This is a genomic window from Sphingomonas sp. BK580, assembly GCF_014194975.1.
Taxonomy (GTDB): Bacteria; Pseudomonadota; Alphaproteobacteria; order Sphingomonadales; family Sphingomonadaceae; genus Sphingomonas.
This window is the reverse complement of record NZ_JACIAY010000003.1, coordinates 390,202-409,379: the sequence shown is the minus strand read 5'-3', so window position 1 is coordinate 409,379 and position 19,178 is coordinate 390,202. Positions and strand designations below refer to the sequence as shown.

15 protein-coding genes are annotated in these 19,178 nt (G+C 69.4%); 11 read left to right on the top strand and 4 right to left on the bottom strand.

All coding sequences use genetic code 11. The features are described from left to right. Positions 1 to 296: 296 nt before the first annotated feature. The 4 genes from FHY05_RS08470 (at position 297) to leuB (ending at position 6,073) form a co-directional block, all read left to right on the top strand. Entirely contained in the window at positions 297 to 2,114 is a 1,818-nt protein-coding gene (locus FHY05_RS08470; RefSeq protein WP_183943926.1) for a DUF885 family protein, read from the top strand. 189 nt (positions 2,115 to 2,303) lie between these two features. After that, positions 2,304 to 4,223 carry an excinuclease ABC subunit UvrC gene (gene uvrC, locus FHY05_RS08465; RefSeq protein ID WP_183943925.1) on the top strand — a complete coding sequence of 640 codons (1,920 nt, stop codon included), beginning with the start codon at positions 2,304 to 2,306 and terminating at the stop codon, positions 4,221 to 4,223. Positions 4,224 to 4,261: 38 nt separating this feature from the next. Continuing rightward, positions 4,262 to 4,993: a DNA repair protein RecO gene (gene recO / locus FHY05_RS08460; protein WP_183943924.1), complete on the top strand. Its 732-nt coding sequence runs from the start codon at positions 4,262 to 4,264 to the stop codon at positions 4,991 to 4,993. 27 nt (positions 4,994 to 5,020) lie between these two features. After that, positions 5,021 to 6,073, top strand: coding sequence for a 3-isopropylmalate dehydrogenase (gene leuB / locus FHY05_RS08455; RefSeq protein WP_183943923.1), 1,053 nt, complete (start codon positions 5,021 to 5,023; stop codon positions 6,071 to 6,073). A gap of 167 nt (positions 6,074 to 6,240) precedes the next feature. Here the strand turns inward: leuB and FHY05_RS08450 are convergent, their stop codons facing one another. Continuing rightward, positions 6,241 to 7,482, bottom strand: a complete 1,242-nt coding sequence (locus FHY05_RS08450) for a glycosyltransferase family 39 protein (RefSeq protein ID WP_183943922.1) — start codon at positions 7,480 to 7,482, stop codon at positions 6,241 to 6,243. A gap of 190 nt (positions 7,483 to 7,672) precedes the next feature. Between FHY05_RS08450 and FHY05_RS08445 the strand changes: the two genes are divergently transcribed. From FHY05_RS08445 to FHY05_RS08430, 4 genes are read left to right on the top strand one after another with little or no spacing between them, the layout of a single operon-like run. Continuing rightward, the gene (locus FHY05_RS08445; protein WP_183943921.1) at positions 7,673 to 8,878 is read left to right on the top strand and encodes a PLP-dependent aspartate aminotransferase family protein; all 1,206 of its coding nucleotides are present in this window, start codon (positions 7,673 to 7,675) and stop codon (positions 8,876 to 8,878) included. A gap of 14 nt (positions 8,879 to 8,892) precedes the next feature. Continuing rightward, complete coding sequence (apaG, locus tag FHY05_RS08440) at positions 8,893 to 9,291, top strand: Co2+/Mg2+ efflux protein ApaG (protein WP_183944045.1); 399 nt, start codon at positions 8,893 to 8,895, stop codon at positions 9,289 to 9,291. Next, entirely contained in the window at positions 9,288 to 10,079 is a 792-nt protein-coding gene (locus FHY05_RS08435) for a LysR family transcriptional regulator (RefSeq protein ID WP_183943920.1), read from the top strand. Before apaG ends, FHY05_RS08435 begins: the two co-directional genes overlap by 4 nt. Then, positions 10,031 to 10,606, top strand: a complete 576-nt coding sequence (locus tag FHY05_RS08430) for a GNAT family N-acetyltransferase (RefSeq protein ID WP_183943919.1) — start codon at positions 10,031 to 10,033, stop codon at positions 10,604 to 10,606. The genes FHY05_RS08435 and FHY05_RS08430 overlap by 49 nt, the downstream gene beginning before the upstream one ends. Positions 10,607 to 10,895: 289 nt before the next feature. On the opposite strand, the gene FHY05_RS08425 is transcribed toward FHY05_RS08430, so the two are convergent. The 3 genes from FHY05_RS08425 to FHY05_RS08415 all read right to left on the bottom strand — a co-directional run bounded on the left by FHY05_RS08425 (position 10,896) and on the right by FHY05_RS08415 (position 13,707). Next, positions 10,896 to 11,510, bottom strand: a complete 615-nt coding sequence (locus tag FHY05_RS08425; RefSeq protein WP_183943918.1) for a hypothetical protein — start codon at positions 11,508 to 11,510, stop codon at positions 10,896 to 10,898. Between the two features lie 75 nt (positions 11,511 to 11,585). Then, positions 11,586 to 13,016 (bottom strand): AMP nucleosidase, encoded by a 1,431-nt coding sequence (locus FHY05_RS08420; RefSeq protein ID WP_183943917.1) that lies wholly within the window; start codon positions 13,014 to 13,016, stop codon positions 11,586 to 11,588. Between the two features lie 211 nt (positions 13,017 to 13,227). Continuing rightward, positions 13,228 to 13,707 carry a peroxiredoxin gene (locus tag FHY05_RS08415; RefSeq protein WP_183943916.1) on the bottom strand — a complete coding sequence of 160 codons (480 nt, stop codon included), beginning with the start codon at positions 13,705 to 13,707 and terminating at the stop codon, positions 13,228 to 13,230. 97 nt (positions 13,708 to 13,804) lie between these two features. Here FHY05_RS08415 and FHY05_RS08410 point away from each other — a divergent pair, with 97 nt between their 5' ends. From FHY05_RS08410 to FHY05_RS08400, 3 genes are all read left to right on the top strand, one after another. After that, on the top strand, positions 13,805 to 14,365 hold the full coding sequence (locus FHY05_RS08410; protein ID WP_183943915.1) for a YqgE/AlgH family protein: 561 nt from the start codon (positions 13,805 to 13,807) through the stop codon (positions 14,363 to 14,365). Positions 14,366 to 14,491: 126 nt separating this feature from the next. Further along, positions 14,492 to 15,922, top strand: coding sequence for an adenosylhomocysteinase (gene ahcY, locus FHY05_RS08405; protein WP_409321655.1), 1,431 nt, complete (start codon positions 14,492 to 14,494; stop codon positions 15,920 to 15,922). A 168-nt stretch (positions 15,923 to 16,090) separates the two neighbouring features. Further along, on the top strand, positions 16,091 to 19,081 hold the full coding sequence (locus FHY05_RS08400; protein WP_183943914.1) for a TonB-dependent siderophore receptor: 2,991 nt from the start codon (positions 16,091 to 16,093) through the stop codon (positions 19,079 to 19,081). The last annotated feature ends 97 nt before the right edge of the window (positions 19,082 to 19,178 follow it).

Here is a 19,178-nt window from a genome sequence, read left to right as displayed (position 1 = left end):
TCCTGGGCTCCGGCGTTTGCCGGAGCACGGCGGCGAACGCGTCGGCCGAGCGCGTGTCATCCATGGCGACCTTCGGGAAGGCGCTCCTTCGTCCCCCCATCCGGCGTCATCCTGAACTCGTTTCAGGATCAACGGTGCGGCGTTCTCAGCTGCCGCGGCACGCGCGGTACGGTGGATCCTGAAACAAGTTCAGGATGACGGAAGGTGGATGGTGCGAGCACGCACTTCGGTGCATCACCGCGCCTCGCTCTGCCATGACGAACCGCTCACCACCATTCCACACCCGAGGTGACCTGATGTCGCGCCCGTTCGCCGTCGTCCTGCTGCTCGCGTCCGGCCTGACCGCGCCGCTGCCCGCGCTCGCCCAGACGGCCCCCGCCGCCGTCGCTCCGGGCGACTCCGCCGAGGACGCCAAGCTCAAGGCGCTGTTCGCCGCGAGCGACGAGGCCTCGCTGAAGCGCAACCCGGTCAACGCGCTGTTCCGCGGCGACCTGCGCTACGCCGACCGGCTCGGCGACCCTTTCTCCGACTCGTACATCGCCGCCGAGCGCGCCGCGGCGCGGGGCGACCTCGCCGCGCTGAGCAGGATCGATCGCGCCAAACTCACCCGCACCGACCAGATCGCCTATGACGTCTTCCAGCAGCAGAGTTCGGTCACGCTGCGCGGGCTCGCCCCCGATCTCGTCGCGCTCAACATCGTCCGCCCGCTCGACCACTTCTACGGGCTGCAGACCTTCTACCCCGAGCTCGCCTCCGGTCAGGGCGCGGCGCCGTTCAACACCGTCGCCGACTATGACAACAATCTGAAGCGCAACGCGCGCTACGCCGAGCTGCTCGATCAGGCGATCGCGCGCTTCCGCGAGGGCATGCGCGCGCGCATCGTCCAGCCCAAGCTGGTGGTGCGCAACATGATCGCGCAGTTCGACCATCTGCTCGAGGGCGGCGCCGCGGACTCGCCGCTGTACGGCCCGGTGAAGGCCTTCCCCGCGGCGATCCCGCCGGCCGACCAGGCGCGGCTCCGTGCCGCCTACACGCGCCAGATCACCGAGGTGGTCAATCCGACGCAGCGCCGCATGCGCGACTTCCTCGAGAAAGAATATCTGCCGGTCGCACGCGACAGCGTCGGCCTCTCGGCGATGCCGGGCGGCGACAGGCTCTACGCCTACCTCATCGAATCGAACACGACGCTGCCGCTCTCCGCGGAGAAGGTCCACCAACTCGGCCTCAGCGAGGTGGCGCGGATCACGCGCGCGATGGAGGCGCAGAAGGCCAAGGTCGGTTTCACCGGCTCGCTCGCCGACTTCTTCACCTTCCTGCGCGAGGACAAGAGCTTCCAGCCATCGTCGAAGGAGCAGCTGCGGCTCGGCTACGAGGCGATCGGGCGGCGGATCGACTCGCGCGTGCGCGAGCAATTCTCGCTCATCCCCAGGACCGCGCTCGAGATCCGTCCGGTACCCGCGTTCAAGGAGAAGACCGACGCGGGCGGCTCCTATCAGTCGGGCACGCCCGACGGGTCGCGACCTGGCGTGTTCTACTACAATACGTACGACCTGCCGGTCCGTTACATGTGGGAGATGGAGACGCTGTACCTGCACGAGGCGGTGCCGGGGCATCACTTCCAGATCAGCCTGGCGCAGGAGAATGAGGCGCTCCCCGCCTTCATGCGCTTCGGCGGCAACACCGCCTATGTCGAGGGCTGGGCGCTCTACGCCGAGACCTTGTGGCCCCAGCTGGGCATGGAGACCGACCCCTATCAGCGCATGGGCGGGCTCAACGACGAGATGCTGCGCGCGATGCGGCTGGTGGTGGATACCGGCATCCACACCAAGGGTTGGACGCGCGATCAGGCGATCGCCTACATGCTCTCGCACTCGCCGATGGCGCGCACCGACGCGACCGCCGAGGTGGAGCGCTACATCGCGATCCCGGGGCAGGCGCTGGCGTATAAGATCGGGCAACTGACGATCTCGCGGCTCAAGGCAGACGCCGAGGCCAAGCTGGGGGATCGCTTCGACGCGCGCGCCTTCCACGCGCAGGTGCTCGACACCGGCGCGCTGTCGATGCCGGTGCTCGAGGCCAAGATCGGCGACTGGGTGACGCGCGGGGGGAAGTAGCGGGCGCACCTCCCACCTCTTCTGCCGTCATCCTGCGCTCGTTTCAGGCGCCACGCGTCCCGAACGTGCCCCGGCGCCTGGAGATGCGGCACCCTGGATCCTGCAACGGGTTCAGGATGACCCCGGTGAGCATGGGACGAGGCGCCACCCCCGTTGTCCCGCGCCGCGCCAGCCCCTAGATCGCCCGCGATGAACGGCAGTTACGGCCCACCCGACCGCTTCAACGAAGAGCAGGCCACCTTCACCATCCGCGGCGCCGACACCCCCGACCTCAAGGCGGGTGAGGCGGCGATCCGCAACGTGCTCAAGACGCTGCCGCTCAAGCCCGGCGTCTATCGCATGCACGATGCCAAGGGCGACGTGCTCTACGTCGGCAAGGCGCGCGCGCTGAAGAACCGCGTTGCCAATTACGTCCAGGTCGAGCGGCTGCCCAAGCGGCTTCAGCGCATGGTGTCGCAGACGCGATCCATGACGATCGTGACGACGAACAACGAGGCCGAGGCGCTGCTGCTCGAGGCGCAGCTGATCAAACGCTACCGGCCGGCGTACAACGTGCTGCTGCGCGACGACAAGAGCTTCCCCTTCATCCTGCTGCGCGCCGACCACGACTTCCCGCGCATCCAGAAGCACCGCGGCGCGCGCCGTGCGAAGGGCGATTACTACGGCCCCTTCGCCAGCGCCGGGAGCGTCAACAACACCCTCAACGCGCTGCAGAAGTTGTTCCTGCTGCGGAGCTGCACCGACGGGTTCTTCAAGACGCGCGATCGCCCCTGCCTGCTCTATCAGATCAAGCGCTGCTCTGCCCCGTGCGTCGGGCGGATCGACACCGCGGGCTATGCCGATCTGGTGAGCGACGCCAAGAAGTTCCTCGCCGGCAAGGCCACCGACGTCCAGGCCAAGCTGGGCGCGCAGATGCAGGCGGCGGCGGAGAACATGGACTTCGAGCTGGCCGCGGTGCTGCGCGACCGGCTCAAGGCGCTCACCTTCATCCAGGGCACGCAGTTCATCAACGCGGAAGGCGTGGGCGACGCCGACATCTTCGCGCTCGCCTGCCACGAGGGCCTGATCGGGATCGAGGCCTTCTTCATCCGCGGCGGCCAGAACTGGGGCCACCGCAGCTTCTTCCCCGCGCACACCGCCGACGTGCCCGAGGACGAGGTGCTCACCCAGTTCATGATGCAATTCTACGAGGAGGTGCCGCCCGCGCGGACCATCCTGATCGACCGCGTGCTGCCCGAGGCCGAGCTGCTGACCCAGGCGCTGTGCGAGCAGGCCGGGCGCAAGGTGGAGCTGACCGTGCCCCAGCGCGGCGTGCGCAAGCGGCTGCTCGACCAGGCGAGCCGCAACGCCAAGGAGGCGCTGGAGCGACGTCTCGCCGAGAGCACCACCCAGGCGCGGCTTCACCGCGAACTCGCCGAGCTGTTCGAGCTGGGTGACTCACCCGACCGGATCGAGGTCTATGACAACAGCCATATCCAGGGCACCAACGCGCTCGGCGCGATGGTGGTCGCCGGGCCGGAGGGGTTCCGCAAGGGCCAGTATCGCAAGTTCAACATCAAGCAGGCCGCGACCGACGACGATTACGCGATGATGCGGGAGGTCCTGCAGCGCCGCTTCGCGCGCGCGCTGGAGGAGAATCCCGATCGCGACGGCGAGACCTGGCCGGACCTCGTGCTGCTCGACGGCGGTCGCGGGCAACTCAACGCCGCCAAGGCGGTGCTGGAGGATCTCGGGATCGAGGACGTGTGCCTCGTCGGCGTCGCCAAGGGGCCGCACCACGGCCGCGAGGGGCGCGAGGTGTTCCACCTGATGGACGGGCGCGAGCTGACGCTGCCGGTCAACTCGCCGTTGCTCTTCTACCTCCAGCGGCTGCGCGACGAGGTCCATCGCTTCGCCATCGGCGCGCACCGCGCCAAACGCGCCAAGGCGATCGGCGCCAGCCCGCTCGACGAGGTGCCCGGCATCGGCCCGGCGCGCAAGAAGGCGCTGCTGATGCACTTCGGCACCGGCCGCGCGGTGCGCAACGCCAGCCTGGAGGATCTGCGCAAGGCGCCGGGGGTGAGCGCGGCGGTGGCGCAGCAGGTCTACGACTTCTACCACGCGCGCTAGGGCTGTCGGCGGCGCGGGCGGCGCCCTATCTCGCTGTCATGCACCTCGCCGCCGACGCTTTGGTCCTCTCCGCCCGCGCGCTCGGCGAGCATGGCGCGGTGGTACGCGGCTTTACCCGCGACGACGGGGTTCGTCCGGGCTTCGTGCGCGGCGGTCACTCGCGTCGGCTGCGCCCGTCGCTTCAGCCCGGCAACGTCATCCGCGGGGATTGGCGCGCGCGCAGCGACGAGCAGCTCGCCGCGCTCACCGTCGAGCTGGTGCACAGTCGTGCGCCGCTGTTCGCCCAGCCGCTCCCCGCCGCCGCGATCGAGTGGCTGTGCGCGCTCACCGCCGGCGCCTTGCCCGAGGCGCAGCCCTATCCGCGGCTCCACGACGCGCTCGCCGCGGTGTTCGACGCGATCGAGGCGGCGCCGAGCGCGCAGGGATGGGCGGGCAGCGTCGCGCGCTACGAGCTGCTGCTGCTCGCCGAGCTCGGCTTCGGGCTTGACCTGAGCGGCTGTACGGTCACCGGCGCGCGCGACGATCTCGCCTATGTCAGCCCCCGCAGCGGCGCCGCGGTGAGCCGCGCCGGCGCGCTCGGCTATGAGACGCGGCTGCTCGCGCTGCCGGCGTTCCTGCTGTCGGGCGGATCGGCGACATGGGAGGAGGTGCTCGCCGCGCTGGCGCTCACGGGGCATTTTCTCGCGCGCGACGTGCTGGTCGATCGCCGCCGCGACCTGCTCGCCGCGCGCGAGCGGCTGGTGGCGCGGCTCGCGCGGGCGGTTGCGTGAGCGCGCGCGTCGCGCCATGCGGTGGGTATGACCGACTCCACCCTGATCGCGATCCTGCCCGGCGACGGCATCGGCCCCGAGGTGACGCGCGAGGCGCGCCGCGTGCTCGAGGCGCTCGACCTCGGCCTCCGCTTCGAGGAGGCGCCCGTCGGCGGCGCCGCCTATCGCGCCACCGGCCACCCGCTGCCCCCTGAGACTCTGGCGCTCGCCGATCGCGCCGCGGCGGTGCTGTTCGGCGCGGTCGGCGATCCGGCGTTCGACTCGCTCGAGCGCGCGCTGCGCCCCGAGCAGGCGATCCTCGGTATCCGCAAGCATCTCGGTACGTTCGCCAACCTGCGCCCGGCGCGGATCTTCCCCGGCCTGGAGGACGCCTCGACGCTCAAGCCCGAGGTGGCGCGCGCGATCGACCTGGTGATCGTGCGCGAGCTCAACGGCGACGTCTATTTCGGCGCCAAGGGCCGCGGCAGCACCCCGGAGGGCAGGCGCGAGGGCCACGACCTGATGCGCTACGACGAGGACGAGGTGCGCCGCATCGCGCGCGTCGGCTTCGAGACCGCGGCGAAGCGGCGCGGCAAGCTCTGCTCGGTCGACAAGGCCAACGTGCTCGAGACCTCGCAGCTGTGGCGGGACGTGGTCATCGAGGTGGCGGCGGATTATCCGCAGGTCGAGCTGACTCACATGTACGTCGACAATGCGGCGATGCAGCTGGTGCGCAACCCGGGCGCGTTCGACACGATCGTGACCGGCAACCTGTTCGGCGACATCCTCTCCGACCAGGCGAGCATGTGCGTCGGGTCGATCGGCATGCTGCCCTCGGCGGCGCTCGATGGCGCGGGCAAGGGATTGTACGAGCCGATCCACGGGTCCGCGCCCGATATCGCGGGGCAGGGCAGGGCCAATCCGTGCGCCGCGATCCTGTCGGCGGCGATGCTGCTGCGCCACTCGCTCGGCCAGGACGCGGCGGCGGACCGCGTCGAGGCCGCGGTCGCGGCGGCGCTGGCGCGCGGGCTGCGCACGCCCGACATGGGTGGCGACGCGTCCACGGCGGCGATGGGCGAGGCGGTCCTGGCGGGACTGTGAGCCTTTCACTCCTTCCCGGCAAGAAGAGGGGAACCGCCGGGCGCACGCCGGTGACGACAGGTTCCCGCTGCAGATGGCTCGTGCGGAGAGCCCCCTTCACCAGCCTGTGGCTGGTTCCCCTTCCGGTGCCGGGGTGGTGAGGTCTCGCGGCGTGAGGTGCCTCGCCCTCACACCCAGCTGGCGAACCAGGTCCAGCGGTGGAACGCCGCGGCATGCGCGAGCGGCGCGGCGGTGAGCACCGGCAGGAAGTAGAGCGTCAGCGCGAACGCCAGCAGCAGATACGCCTCGTCCCACCACCCCAGTCGGTCGCGCCAATGGTCGAGCGCCACCGCCAGCGCGACGCTGAGGAAGACGCTCGCCGGATAGTAATAATAGTAGAAGCCCAGTGACTTGGGGATCACCGCGAAGATCCCGACCGCGAAGGTCCACAGCACCGCGGGCGCGAGCAGCCGCGCCGCGCCGCACCTCACCCAGCCCGCGAAGCAGGCCGCCACTGCCGCCAAGCCGCCCCACATGACCGCCGGGTTGCCGAGGAGGATGATGCCGCGTTGCGCGCCGTCGACCGGCTCGTACAGGTACCAGATCGGCCGGATCAGCAACGGCCAGGTCCACCAGTTCGACTGATAGGTGTGGTGCGGCAGCTTCTGCGTCTGGCGCAGGTACATGTCCCACTGAAACGGCAGCAGCCGCGCGACCGTCATCGGCTCGTTCGCGTAGTAGAAGGCGGGCAGGAAGGTGAGGAAGTACATGACCACCGACACGCCACCCAGCAGCGCCAGCGCGCGGGTCGGGCGGAGTCCAGGCCAGCGTCCGGGTCGCTCGCGCTTCATCAGCACGAAGGTCACCGCTGCGGCCGCCACGTAGGGCGCGGCAACCCATTTGCACGCGGTAGCGAGTCCGAGCAGCGCCGCGCCCGCCGTCCAGCGCACGGCGCTGCCGTCGCGCATCGCCGCGGTGAGCAGCACGATACCCCACAGCAGGAAGGCGAGCAGGAACGTGTCCAGCATCGCGATCCGCGCCTGGACATAGACGGTGAAGCCCAGCACCGACAGCAAAGCGCCGATGAGCGCGGCGCGCGTGCGCCCGGTGAGCAGCCAGGTCAGCGCGAACACGCCGGCGACCGTCGCGCTCCCCGCCACCGTCGACATGATCCGCCAGCCGAGCGGCGTGTCGCCGCACACCCGCAACCCCAGCGCGATCAGCTCCTTCGCCAGCAACGGGTGCTCGATATTGGCCGGGCCGGTCAGGTCGCGCAGCGCGCGTGCGGCGGGGAGATAGTGGACCTCGTCGAACACCGGCTTGTCGGGCACGGTGACGCGGAACAGGAACAGCAGCTCCGACGCGAGCGCGACCGCCGACGCGAGGAGCCAGGGGCGGGGAGTCGTCACGGTCTCGTCACGCGCGGCCATCAACTTCCCCGTTCGTGCTCCCGCGCACGCAGGAGCCCGGGGCCGCGAGCGTGGCGGGTCATCAGCCTGGGTTCCTGTTGGCGCAGGAACACCCGGCTTCCTTGCGTCAGCCTCGCCGCGGCGACAAGCCCGCCGTCAGCTCCGCGCTGCCCCTTGTCTCATCGCCCCGCGGGGGGCAAAGCGTGCCGCCATGAAGCGGCGCAGCGGACAGGACCGGTCGGTCACCCAGAATTGGCGTCCCGCCACCCTCGCGGTGCGCGGTGGCACCGCACGTTCCGAGTTCGGTGAGACCTCGGAGGCGATCTTCCTCACCTCGGGGTACAGCTACGACCGCGCCGAGGACGCCGCGGCGCGCTTCGCCGGCGAGCAGGAGGGAATGACCTATTCGCGCCTGCAGAATCCCACCGTGGAGATGCTGGAGCGACGAATCGCGCTGCTCGAGGGCGCCGAGGCGTGCCGCACCATGGCGACCGGCATGGCGGCGATGACCGCCGCGCTGCTGTGCCAGCTTCAGCAGGGCGACCATGTCGTCGCCGGGCGCGCCGCCTTCGGGTCGTGCCGGTGGCTCGTCGACACCCTGCTGCCGCGTTTCGGCATCCAGTCGACCACGGTAGACGCACGTGACGCGGGCGCGTTCGAGGCGGCGGTGCGACCCAACACCAAGGTCTTCTTCTTCGAGACGCCGGCCAACCCCACCATGGACGTGGTGGACCTCCGCGCGGTATGCGGCATCGCGCGCGAGCGTGGGATCGTCAGCGTCGTGGACAACGCCTTCGCCACACCGGCGCTGCAGCGCCCGCTCGAGTACGGCGCCGACGTGGTCGCTTACTCCGCCACCAAGATGATGGACGGGCAGGGGCGCGTGCTCGCCGGCGCGGTGTGCGGCAGCGAGGATTTCGTCACCAACACGCTGTTGCCCTTCACGCGCAACACCGGCCCGACTCTCAGCGCCTTCAACGCCTGGGTCGTGCTCAAAGGGCTGGAGACGCTCGACCTGCGGATCCGGCGCCAGTCGGAGAATGCCGTCGCGGTCGGGCAGTTCCTCGAGGGTCGCGTGCCGCGCCTGCTCCACCCCGGCCTGCCGAGCCACCCGCAGCACGCGCTGGCGATGGCGCAGATGGAAGCGGCCGGGCCGATCTTCGCCTTCGAGGTAGCCGATCGCGCGCAGGCACATGCGCTGCTCAACGCGCTAGAATTGATCGACATCTCGAACAACATCGGCGACTCCCGGTCGCTGATGACTCATCCCGCCTCTACCACCCATTATGGCGTTTCGCCCGAGGCGCGCGCCGAGATGGGCGTCACCGAGGGGCTGCTCCGCCTCAACGTCGGGCTCGAGGACCCGCGCGACCTGATCGACGACCTCGACCACGCGCTCCGGCAGGTCGGCCTGTGAGCGGCGCGATCGGCATGGAGGCATTGTTCCCGCTCGCCGCCACCACCGGCACGGTGACGGTGCGCGTGTCGGTCAGCTATCTCCCCGAACAGTCCGAGCCGGCGCGCGGGCGCTGGTTCTGGGCCTATCATATCCGGCTCGAGAATGACGGCGATGGCGCGGTGCAGCTGCTCACGCGCCACTGGGTGATCACCGATGGGAACGGCGCGCGCCACACCGTGGAGGGCGAGGGCGTCGTCGGTGAGCAGCCGCTGATCGCGCCGGGCGCGAGCTACGACTATGTCTCGGGCTGCCCGCTGGCCACGCCGAGCGGCGCGATGCAGGGCAGCTACCGCATGATCGCGGAGGACGGGCAGCTGTTCGACGTCGCCATCCCGCGCTTCGCGCTGACCGCGCCGGCGGTCGCGGAATGAAACGCACCCACCTGCCGCTCAACGGCCTGCGCGTGCTCGACGCGGCGGCGCGCCATCTCTCCTTCACCCGCGCCGCGGACGAGCTGGCGGTGACCCCCGCCGCGGTCGGTCAGCAGATCCGCGCGCTGGAGGATACGCTGGGCGTCGTGCTGTTCCGCCGCACCACCAAGGGGCTGGAACTGACGCCGGAGGGCGAGGCCGGGCTCGCCCCGCTGCGGCAGGGCTTCCTCGAGTTCGAGGAGGCGGTGCGCGCGATGCAGGCGGGCCAGTCGTCCAAGTCGCTGACGATCGCGGCGCCGCGCGACGTCACCGAGAAGTGGCTCCTGCCACGCCTCGCCGAGATCGCGGTGAGCGACGCCGAGCTGCGCTTCGCGCTGGTCGCGGCCGACGACAACGTTGACTTCACCGAGGCCAACCTCGACCTCGCGATCCGTTGGGGCGAGGGCCCCGGCGCCCTGGAAGGCGAGGCGATCGAGAGCGAGGGCCTGGTCACGGTCGAGCGCGCGGGCGGCGGCGCGGCCGCGCTGATCCACTGGCCCGGCGCGCCTGCCGGCGAGGGCGGGGCGCAGGTGCGGGTCGGAGATGCCGGGCTGGCGATCGACGCCGCCGCGGCCGGTCTGGGCCGCGCGACCGTCCCTGAGCTGCTCGCGACCCGCGATATCGTGGCAGGACGGCTGGTCGTGGTCGGCGAGGCGATGCCCTCGCGGCTCGGCTACTGGCTGATCGCCCCGACGCCGCAATGGCGCCAGCGCAAGGTGCAGGCGCTGGTCGAGGCGCTCGGCGGGTGACGCCGCGGCTCGCGACCGCGCGGCTGGTGCTGCGCGCGCGCGTGCCCGACGACGCCGAGGCGCTGTTCGCCGCGATGGGCGATGCGGCGGCGATGACCTGGTGGTCGCACGCGCCGGCCGAGTCGGTCGCGGCGCTGCGCGAGCGCTTCAGCGCCCATGACGGCGGCAACTGGCGCACCTGGGCGATCACGCGCGAGGGCGACGTCGCCGCGATCGGATTCGTCGCCGCTGGAGAGAAGCGCGCCGGCGTGGTCGAGATCGGCTACCTGCTGGTGCCGGCGGCGCAGGGTCGCGGTTATGCGCGCGAGGCGGTCGGCGGCGTCATCGACCGGCTGTTCGCCGAGGGGTATCGGCGCGTGTTCGCCGACACCGATCCGGACAACGCCGGCTCCAACCGCCTGCTCGAGTCGCTCGGGTTCCGGCGTGAGGGGCTGCTGCGCGCCGAGTGGGAGACGCACATCGGCGTGCGCGACACGGTGCTGTGGGGGCTGCTCCGGGACGAGTGGCGCGGGGTCACACCCTTGTAGGCCAGTCCGGCGACGCTGTTCTTACTTTTGCCACCCGGCGAGGAGGGCCTCTGCGAAACTATTCGACGGCCGTCGCCCCGGCGCGGAGGCGAGATCCACGTGGCCGCGAGCGCGACGGTATAGCCGCACGCGGCACGCTGGGCCGTGGGTCAGGCGCCGGGATGACGAGGTGGTCGCGCGACCTCCCGCTGGAGCCGAAGGCAAGTTGGGCGCCTTTGGTGATCATAAGGCGGTCTTCCGACTTCGCCCCGGCTCGCGCCGGGGCGTCAGGTGGGTGATCGCCAGCGCCTCACTCCGGAACGGTATTCTCGTCGGCGATTTTGGCCTCGAACGACTTGCTCGAGTCCGTGCCGTCGGGCTGGTGCGCGCCGCCGTGCTTGGTGTTCGCCTCGCTCTCGGGCTTCCCGCCCGCCTTGCTCGCCGGCTTCGGCGCCGGATGCGCGGGCTGCTTCGGCGTCGAACTGCGCAGCGACAGAAGCGCCGCGGTCGCTGCCGCGCCGATCGCCGCCACGCCGCCCGCGATCGCCGCCGCGCCCCATTTGCCGCCGACCTTGTTGGTCGCGCGCGACGCGGCCTTGCCGGCGCCACGCGCGCCGCGGGTGGCGCTCTTGCGCGTGTCGGCAGCGGCGCGGGTGGCGCGCTTGCGCGCCGCGCCGGCGGTCCGCGCGACGCTCTTGGTCGCGGCGGTCACCGCCTCGCCGGCCTGCTCGAGCGTCGATGGCTCGGGCGCAGCCTTCGCCGCGGCGCGGCGCTTAGGAGCGGGCGTCTCGCCCGCGGTCTTGCGCTTCGCCGTGGGCTTGCTCGCCGTGCTCGCGCTGGCCTTGCGCGGCGCGCGGCGGCGCGGCGTCGCCGGCTTGGACGAGGCCGGCGCGGGGGTCGGTGTATCGCTGCTGTCGTCGGCCATCATCTGCTCCCTGGCGAAATGGTACGGCCGCGTAACGCGCGGCCGCCGCTTCGTTTCCCAGGTGCTGGCCCGCACTCAGCGGAAGGGCGGTTCGTTGAAGGCGCGCAACTTGCGGCTGTGCAACTTGGCGCCCTCGCGGCGCAGCTCCTCGCACGTCTCGATGCCGATCCGCATATGCTCGCTGATCGCGCGCTCGTAGAAGCGGTTGGCTTGGCCGGGCAGCTTGAGCTCACCGTGGAGTGGCTTGTCCGAGACGCACAGCAGCGTTCCATAAGGTACGCGGAACCGATAGCCCTGCGCCGCGATCGTGGCCGATTCCATGTCGATCGCGACCGCGCGGCTGAGCGAGAAACGTAGCGCCGAGCGCGCGTAGCGCAGCTCCCAGTTGCGATCGTCGGTGGTGACGATGGTGCCGGTGCGCAGCCGCCGCTTGAGCGCGTCGCCCGACTGGCCGCTGACCGTCTCCGCCGCGCGCGCCAGCGCCTGCTGCACCTCGGCGATGGCGGGAACGGGGATCTCGGGCGGCAGCATGTCGTCGAGCACATGGTCGTCGCGCAGGTAGGCGTGCGCGAGCACATAGTCGCCGATCCGCTGCGAGGGGCGCAGCCCGCCGCAGTGGCCGATCATCACCCAGGCCTCGGGCCGCATCACCGCGAGATGATCGCAGATCGTCTTGGCGTTGGACGGGCCGACGCCGATGTTGACGAGCGTGATGCCGGTGCGATCGTCCGCCATCAGGTGGTAGGCCGGCATCTGCAGCCGCCGCCATGCGCTGTCGTCGAGCATCGCCGGATCGTCACCGGCCTGGAACAGCACGCCACCCGGTCCCGACAGCGCGGTGAAGCGACTGTCACCGCCGACCTGACTCGCGCCCCAGCGCACGAATTCGTCGACATAGCGGTGATAGTTGGTGAACAGCACGTAGCGCTGGACGTGCTCGGGCGGGGTGCCGGTGTAATGGCGCAGCCGCGCCAGGCTGAAGTCGGTGCGCAGGCCATCGAACAGCGCCAGCGGGCGCGTGCCGTCGATCGAGGCCCAGAGGCCATCGGCGATCTCGTCGCCGATATAGGCGAGCTCGGTGGTCGGGAACCAGCGCGCCAGCTCGGCCGCGGAGACGGTGTCGAGGCTCAGCGCGTGGCCGGCGTCGATCACGTAAGGGAAGGGGATCTCCTGCGTCCCCGCTATCGCGCTGACGGTGACGTCATAGTCCTCGATCAGCAGGGTCAGCTGTTCGACCAGATAGTCGGCGAAGACCGCTGGCTTGGTGACGCTGATGCGATACTCGCCGGGGCTGACGAGCCGGCCGAAGGAGCGCAGCGGCGTGGGACGGTCGTCGCCGCCCGCGAAGCGCAGCCGGATCTCGGGATACGCGAAGGAGCCGTCGCGCCGTGCCTCGGCGGCGGGCGGCGTACCCTCGGCGATGTAGAGGGAGATCGCCGCCTTCAGCCGGTCGACCGACGCGCTGTAGAGGCGGTCGAGTTCCTGTACGATGTCGTTCGCTGTCATTCCCGACGGTTACATTTGCCGTGTGACCGCGGCAAGTCGGGGCAACGCGTCCCGCGCCGAGGAGCATCCTGATCCTCCCCGGCGCGGGGAGAGGGACCAGCCGCAGGCCGGTGGAAAGGGTGTCCGCAGGCGTGGCGCCGCCTGGAGCGCCCCGTCCACCACCTTGCTGGCGCGCGGCGCTCCCCTCCGACGCGCCGGGAAAGATCGGGATCTACAGCAGCGTCAGCAGATGCTCCGCCGAGCTGACGCGGAACTCGCCCGGCGCCTCGACCTCGAGCGACTCGACGACCCCGTCGTTAACCACCATGGCATAGCGCTGGCTACGCGTGCCCATGCCGTATCTGCTGCCGTCCATCTCGAGCCCGATCGCGCCGGCGAAGTCGCCGTTGCCGTCGGCCAGCATCGTCACGCCCTCGGCGCCGTTCTGCTTCGCCCAGGCGGCGAGGACGAAGGCGTCGTTGACCGCGGTGCAGGCGATCTCGTCGACGCCCTTGGCACGCAGTTCCCCGGCCTTGTCGAGGTAGCCGGGCAGGTGGCGCGCCGAGCAGGTCGGGGTGAAGGCGCCCGGCACCGCGAAGAGGGCGACGCGGCGACCCTTGAAATACTCGGCGGAGTCGACCGGCTCGGGTCCGTCCGCGGTGACCTTGGTGAGGCGGACGGACGGCAGGGTGTCGCCGACGCTGATCGTCATGAGCGGGTCTCCGGTACGAGGTTCCCGCGGGTGTCGCAGCCGACGCGGGTGATTTCAAGCTTTGGCAAGCGCCGTCGCAGGCACTAGGCTGGCGCGGATGGAGCAAGCCAATTATCTCACCGGTCAGTTCCTGCTCGCGATGCCGGGGATCGGTGATCCGCGCTTCGAGCATTCGGTGATCGCGATCTGCAGCCACGACGAGAGCGGCGCGCTCGGCGTCGGCGTCGGCGCCGTGGTCAACGGCCTCGGCCTGCACGACGTGCTCGAGCAACTCGAGATCGCGCCGGGCGAGGCACCCGACGCGCCGGTCCATTTCGGTGGGCCGGTGGAGACGCGGCGCGGCTTCGTGCTCCACTCCAGCGACTGGGGGGGACATGACACGCTCGACGTCGCGGGTCGATGGGCGCTGTCGGGGACACTCGACGTGCTGCGCGCGATCGCGGCCGGGAACGGTCCGTCGCGCTGGCTGGTCGCGCTCGGTTACGCGGGCTGGGCGCCGGGGCAGCTCGACGCCGAGATGACTCGCCACGGCTGGCTCAACGTCGCCGACTCGCCCGAGATGCTGTTCGACACGCCCGTGGAGCAGCGTTGGACCCGCGGTTTCGCCGCCGCGGGCGTCGATCCGCGGCTGCTGTCGAGCGAGAGCGGGCACAGCTGATACGCTCTAGCGACACGATATAAAGATATCTTTATATTTGATCGCCGGCCTGTAGCCGGCTAAGGCGCGCGGATGCCGATCGGTGCTTCGCGCCTTGGTCGGCCCTATCAGTCTGGAGACAACGCCGTGGCAACCGCCCCAGTGTCTGACCGCACGCTCGACACCAACGATTATGTCATCAAGGACATCGGCCTGGCCGATTTCGGCCGCGCCGAGATCAAGATCGCCGAGACCGAGATGCCCGGCCTGATGGCGCTGCGCGACGAGTTCGGCGCCGCTCAGCCACTCAAGGGCGCTCGCATCACCGGCTCGCTGCACATGACGATCCAGACCGCGGTGCTGATCGAGACGCTGACCGCGCTGGGCGCCGACGTCCGCTGGGCGACCTGCAACATCTTCTCGACGCAGGACCATGCCGCCGCCGCGATCGCCGCCGCTGGCATCCCGGTGTTCGCGGTGAAGGGCGAGACGCTCGCCGATTACTGGGACTATGTCGGCTCGATCTTCGACTGGGACGACGGCACCGGCCGGACCGCCAACATCATCCTCGATGACGGCGGCGACGCGACCATGTTCGCACTCTGGGGCGCGAAGCTCGAGGCGGGCCAGAGCTTCGGCGAGCCGGAGAATGAGGAAGAAGTCGAGTTCCAGCGTTCGGTCAAGGCGTTCATCGCCAAGAAGCCGGGCTATCTGACCGAGACCGTCAAGAACCTGAAGGGCGTGTCGGAAGAGACGACGACCGGCGTCCACCGCCTGTACGAGATCGCAAAGAAGGGCGAGCTGCCGTTCCCGGCGATCAACGTCAACGACTCCGTGACCAAGTCGAAGTTCGACAATCTCTACGGCTGCAAGGAGTCGTTGGTCGACGCGATCCGCCGCGCCACCGACGTGATGCTGGCCGGCAAGGTCGCCACCGTCGCCGGCTTCGGCGACGTCGGCAAGGGTTCGGCGGCCAGCCTGCGCAACGGCGGCGCGCGCGTGCTCGTCACCGAGATCGATCCGATCTGCGCGCTGCAGGCGGCGATGGAGGGCTATGAGGTCGTGACGATGGAGGAAGCGGTGAAGCGCTCCGACATCTTCGTCACCGCGACCGGCAACGCCGACGTCATCACCGCCGATCACATGAAGGCGATGAAGCCGATGTCGATCGTCTGCAACATCGGCCACTTCGACTCGGAGATCCAGATCGCCGCTCTGTCCAACTACAAGTGGACCGAGGTGAAGCCGGGCACCGACCTCGTCGAGTTCCCCGACGGCAAGCAGATCATCGTGCTGGCCAAGGGCCGACTGGTGAACCTGGGCTGCGCGACCGGCCACCCGTCGTTCGTGATGTCGGCGTCGTTCACCAACCAGACGCTGGCGCAGATCGAGCTCTGGACCAAGGGCGAGAACTACAAGAACGAGGTCTACGTCCTGCCCAAGCACCTCGACGAGAAGGTCGCGGCGCTCCATCTCGAGAAGCTCGGCGTGCAACTGTCGCAGCTGAGCGAGAAGCAGGCCAAGTATATCGGCGTGCCGGTCGCCGGCCCGTTCAAGCCGGACCATTATCGCTACTGATCGCTGTCGCGATCGCGAGAAAGGGGGGCGGTACCGCGAGGTGCCGCCCTTCGCGCATGTTGCTGCGGCGCAACACCGTGGCTGAATAGCACATTAACCCTTGCGACGATGATGCCGAGATGTCCCTAATGGGACAGAAGGGCTGCGGCTTCGGAACAGGGGAAGGCGATGACGATCTCGCATTGGCGGAGCGGATGTGCGCTGGTCGCGCTGGCGGCGGCTGGGCTCAGCCTGCCGGCGCACGCGCAGCAGCAGCCGCTCGAGACGGCGACCCAGCAGGACGCACCGGACGCGGCGCCGACCGCGGCGGATGCCGCGCAGGCCGATGATCCCGGCGATATCGTCGTCACCGGCTCGCGCATCGCCCGGCCCGAGATCGACTCGCCGACCCCGGTCACCAGTTACTCCTCGGCGTCGTTGCAGCAGTCCGGCCGAGTCAACGTCACCGACTTCCTGACGCAGAACCCCGCGCTGATCGGCTCGTCGACCAGCGCGAGCCAGTCGGGATCGACTGCCGACAACGGCGCTGCCGGCGTCAACCTGCTCAACCTGCGCAATCTCGGTGCGGACCGGACCCTGGTGCTGGTCGACGGCCGTCGACACGTCGCCGGCCTGCCCGGCACCGCGTCCGTCGACATCAACACTATCCCGGCCGACCTGATCGAGCGGATCGACGTCACCACCGGGGGTGCTTCGGCGATCTATGGCGCCGACGGCGTGTCCGGCGTGGTCAACTTCGTGCTCAAGCGAGACTTCGAAGGGCTGGTGGCGCGCGCGCAGACCGGCATCTCCGAATATGGCGACGCCGGCGGACGGTTCGCGTCAGTCACGGGCGGCAAGAATTTCGCCGGCGGCCGCGGCAATATCGCGCTCAACTACGAGTTTCGCGACGACGACCGGGTCAGCTCCTTCGCGCGCGAGCGCACGGGTAACCCGCTGCGCACCTACGGCATCGTTCGCGATGACGCGGCTGGCAGCCAGTATACGCGCGTGCGGACCAATGACCTGCGCTATGCCGATAGCTCGCGCGGCGGTGCCGTCGACCTCGACCTCGACGAGATCCCAGACTTCAACGGCGACGGCAGCGTCTACGATCGCGGCCGGCTGCTACCCGGTACCGGCTTCACGCAGGGCGGCGATAGCACGCCGCTCGCCGGCTATCAGGGCGATCTCCAGCCCAAGAACCGCATCCATAACGTCAACCTGCTCACCAGTTTCGAGGTCTCGCCGGCGCTGCGGCTCTTCGCGCAGGGCAAGTATACGAACACGCACAGTTACACCGTGTCGCAGCCGAGTTTCGACTTCTTCACTTACCTCGCGCCCGACAATGCTTTCCTGATCGATCGCTTCGGTGCCGACGCGGCGGCGAACGGCGCCTACATCTCGCGCGACAATTTCGATTTCGGCGTTCGCGGGGAATCGTCCAAGCGCGAGACCTATCGCTCGGTCGTGGGGGCGGACGGGCGGATCAGCGACCATGCGCGCTACGAGATCTCGTACACCTACGGCCGGACCGACAGCCGCTTCCTGTCCACCAACTACCGCATCAGCGATCGCTATTACGCGGCGCTCGACGCCGTACGGGACCCCGCGACGGGACAAATCGTGTGTCGCTCGAACCTGGATCCGACCGCCAATATCGATCCGAACAACTATGATTCGCCGGCGACGACCTTCACGCCGGGTGCGAGCAGCGGGTGCCAGCCGCTCAACGTCTTGGGCGAGGGATCACCCAGCGCCGCGGCGCTGGCGTTCGCTCAGGCCGACATGGTCAATTACTACCGGGTCCAGCAGCACGTCGTTTCCGGCTCGATCAGCGGCGATTTCGGCCAGTTCTTCGAGCTCCCCGGCGGTCCCGTCGGTTTCGCGCTCGGCGCCGAGTATCGGAAGGAGAGCAGCCGCTTCACGCCCGACCCGCTGGTCGAGGCGGGGGCGCTGCTGAACTTCTCGCAGACCTCGCGCGAGAGCGGCAGCTTCGACGTGAAGGAGGCGTTCGGCGAGCTGCGCGTGCCGCTGCTCAAGGACCTGCCTTTCGCGAACACGCTCGAGCTCAACGCGGCGCTTCGTGTCTCGGATTACAGCACCGTCGGCAACACGACGACGTGGCAGGTCAGCGGCATCTGGGCGCCGGTGCGCGACATCCGTTTCCGTGGCGGCTATTCGGAAGCTGTGCGCGCGCCCAATATCACCGAGCTGTACGCGCCGGTGAGCGGTGCCTATTCCTTCATCGATGACCCGTGCGATCCAGAGAACTTGCCTGAGGGCACGCAATACAGAGTTGCCAATTGTCAGGCTGCGCTGACCGCGGCCGGTCTGTCACCGGCTCAGATCGCCGCGTTTAACCCGGTCAACGATCCGGCGGCCACGGTCAGTCTGCCGGGCCGCTCGGGCGGCAACCGCACGCTGCGGGAGGAGACCGCCAAGACCTGGACCGCCGGCGTGGTGTTGTTGCCGCGCTTCGCGCCCGGCCTGTCGATTACCGCGGACTGGTACAACATCAACCTGACCAACGCGGTGAACCTGCCCACTGCGCAGCAACTCGCCGACCTCTGCGTCGACCAGCCGACGCTCGACAATCCATATTGCGCCAACGTCTCGCGCAGCGGTGCCACCGGCTATGTCAGCGATTACCTGCTTCAGCCGCAGAACGTCGCCGCGTTCCGCACGCAGGGCCTCGATCTTCAGGTCGCGTATAACCTCGATGCCGGCGATCTCGGACGATTCAATCTCAAGCTCGTCGGCAACTACCTCGATCGTCTTGATTTCGTTCCGACCCCCGGGGCCGAGCGCGAAGACCAGCTCGAGCTGCCGGAACTGCCTGCGCCGAAATACGCGGGTACGTTCGATCTGACGTGGACGAAGGGCGCGGTGACGCTCAACTACGGTATCAATTATTCCAGCAAGGTCCGACGCTTCACCCGCGACCAGGTCAGCGCCAACCCCGACATCGCTGCGCCGGAGTACCTCTACTACCGCGAGCGCTGGGAGCATGATATTCAGGCGTCGATCGCGGTCGAGAAGGGGTTCAGCTTCTACTTCGGCGCCAACAATCTCACCGGCGCTGGCGTGGAGCCCACCGGCTACAGCCCATTCTCTTACTCCTTCTTGGGCCGTTATTATTACGCCGGTGCTCGGATCGCGCTCGATCGGCTGTTCTGATCGGGAGAGCGGGCGGCCGCCGCGACGCCCGTTTTTCCTCGCCCAGACGCTTTTCCGGCGCGAAGGGCTTGCTAAATCACGGGACATGCCGTCCCTG

Bases quoted from the DNA above. Each gene is read 5' to 3' on its own strand.
- FHY05_RS08470 (WP_183943926.1), top strand. From the start codon at position 297: ATGTCGCGCCCGTTCGCCGTCGTCCTGCTGCTCGCGTCCGGCCTGACC.
- uvrC (WP_183943925.1), top strand. From the start codon at position 2,304: ATGAACGGCAGTTACGGCCCACCCGACCGCTTCAACGAAGAGCAGGCC.
- recO (WP_183943924.1), top strand. From the start codon at position 4,262: ATGCACCTCGCCGCCGACGCTTTGGTCCTCTCCGCCCGCGCGCTCGGC.
- leuB (WP_183943923.1), top strand. From the start codon at position 5,021: ATGACCGACTCCACCCTGATCGCGATCCTGCCCGGCGACGGCATCGGC.
- FHY05_RS08450 (WP_183943922.1), bottom strand. From the start codon at position 7,482: ATGGCCGCGCGTGACGAGACCGTGACGACTCCCCGCCCCTGGCTCCTC.
- FHY05_RS08445 (WP_183943921.1), top strand. From the start codon at position 7,673: ATGAAGCGGCGCAGCGGACAGGACCGGTCGGTCACCCAGAATTGGCGT.
- apaG (WP_183944045.1), top strand. From the start codon at position 8,893: ATGGAGGCATTGTTCCCGCTCGCCGCCACCACCGGCACGGTGACGGTG.
- FHY05_RS08435 (WP_183943920.1), top strand. From the start codon at position 9,288: ATGAAACGCACCCACCTGCCGCTCAACGGCCTGCGCGTGCTCGACGCG.
- FHY05_RS08430 (WP_183943919.1), top strand. From the start codon at position 10,031: ATGGCGCCAGCGCAAGGTGCAGGCGCTGGTCGAGGCGCTCGGCGGGTG.
- FHY05_RS08425 (WP_183943918.1), bottom strand. From the start codon at position 11,510: ATGGCCGACGACAGCAGCGATACACCGACCCCCGCGCCGGCCTCGTCC.
- FHY05_RS08420 (WP_183943917.1), bottom strand. From the start codon at position 13,016: ATGACAGCGAACGACATCGTACAGGAACTCGACCGCCTCTACAGCGCG.
- FHY05_RS08415 (WP_183943916.1), bottom strand. From the start codon at position 13,707: ATGACGATCAGCGTCGGCGACACCCTGCCGTCCGTCCGCCTCACCAAG.
- FHY05_RS08410 (WP_183943915.1), top strand. From the start codon at position 13,805: ATGGAGCAAGCCAATTATCTCACCGGTCAGTTCCTGCTCGCGATGCCG.
- FHY05_RS08400 (WP_183943914.1), top strand. From the start codon at position 16,091: ATGACGATCTCGCATTGGCGGAGCGGATGTGCGCTGGTCGCGCTGGCG.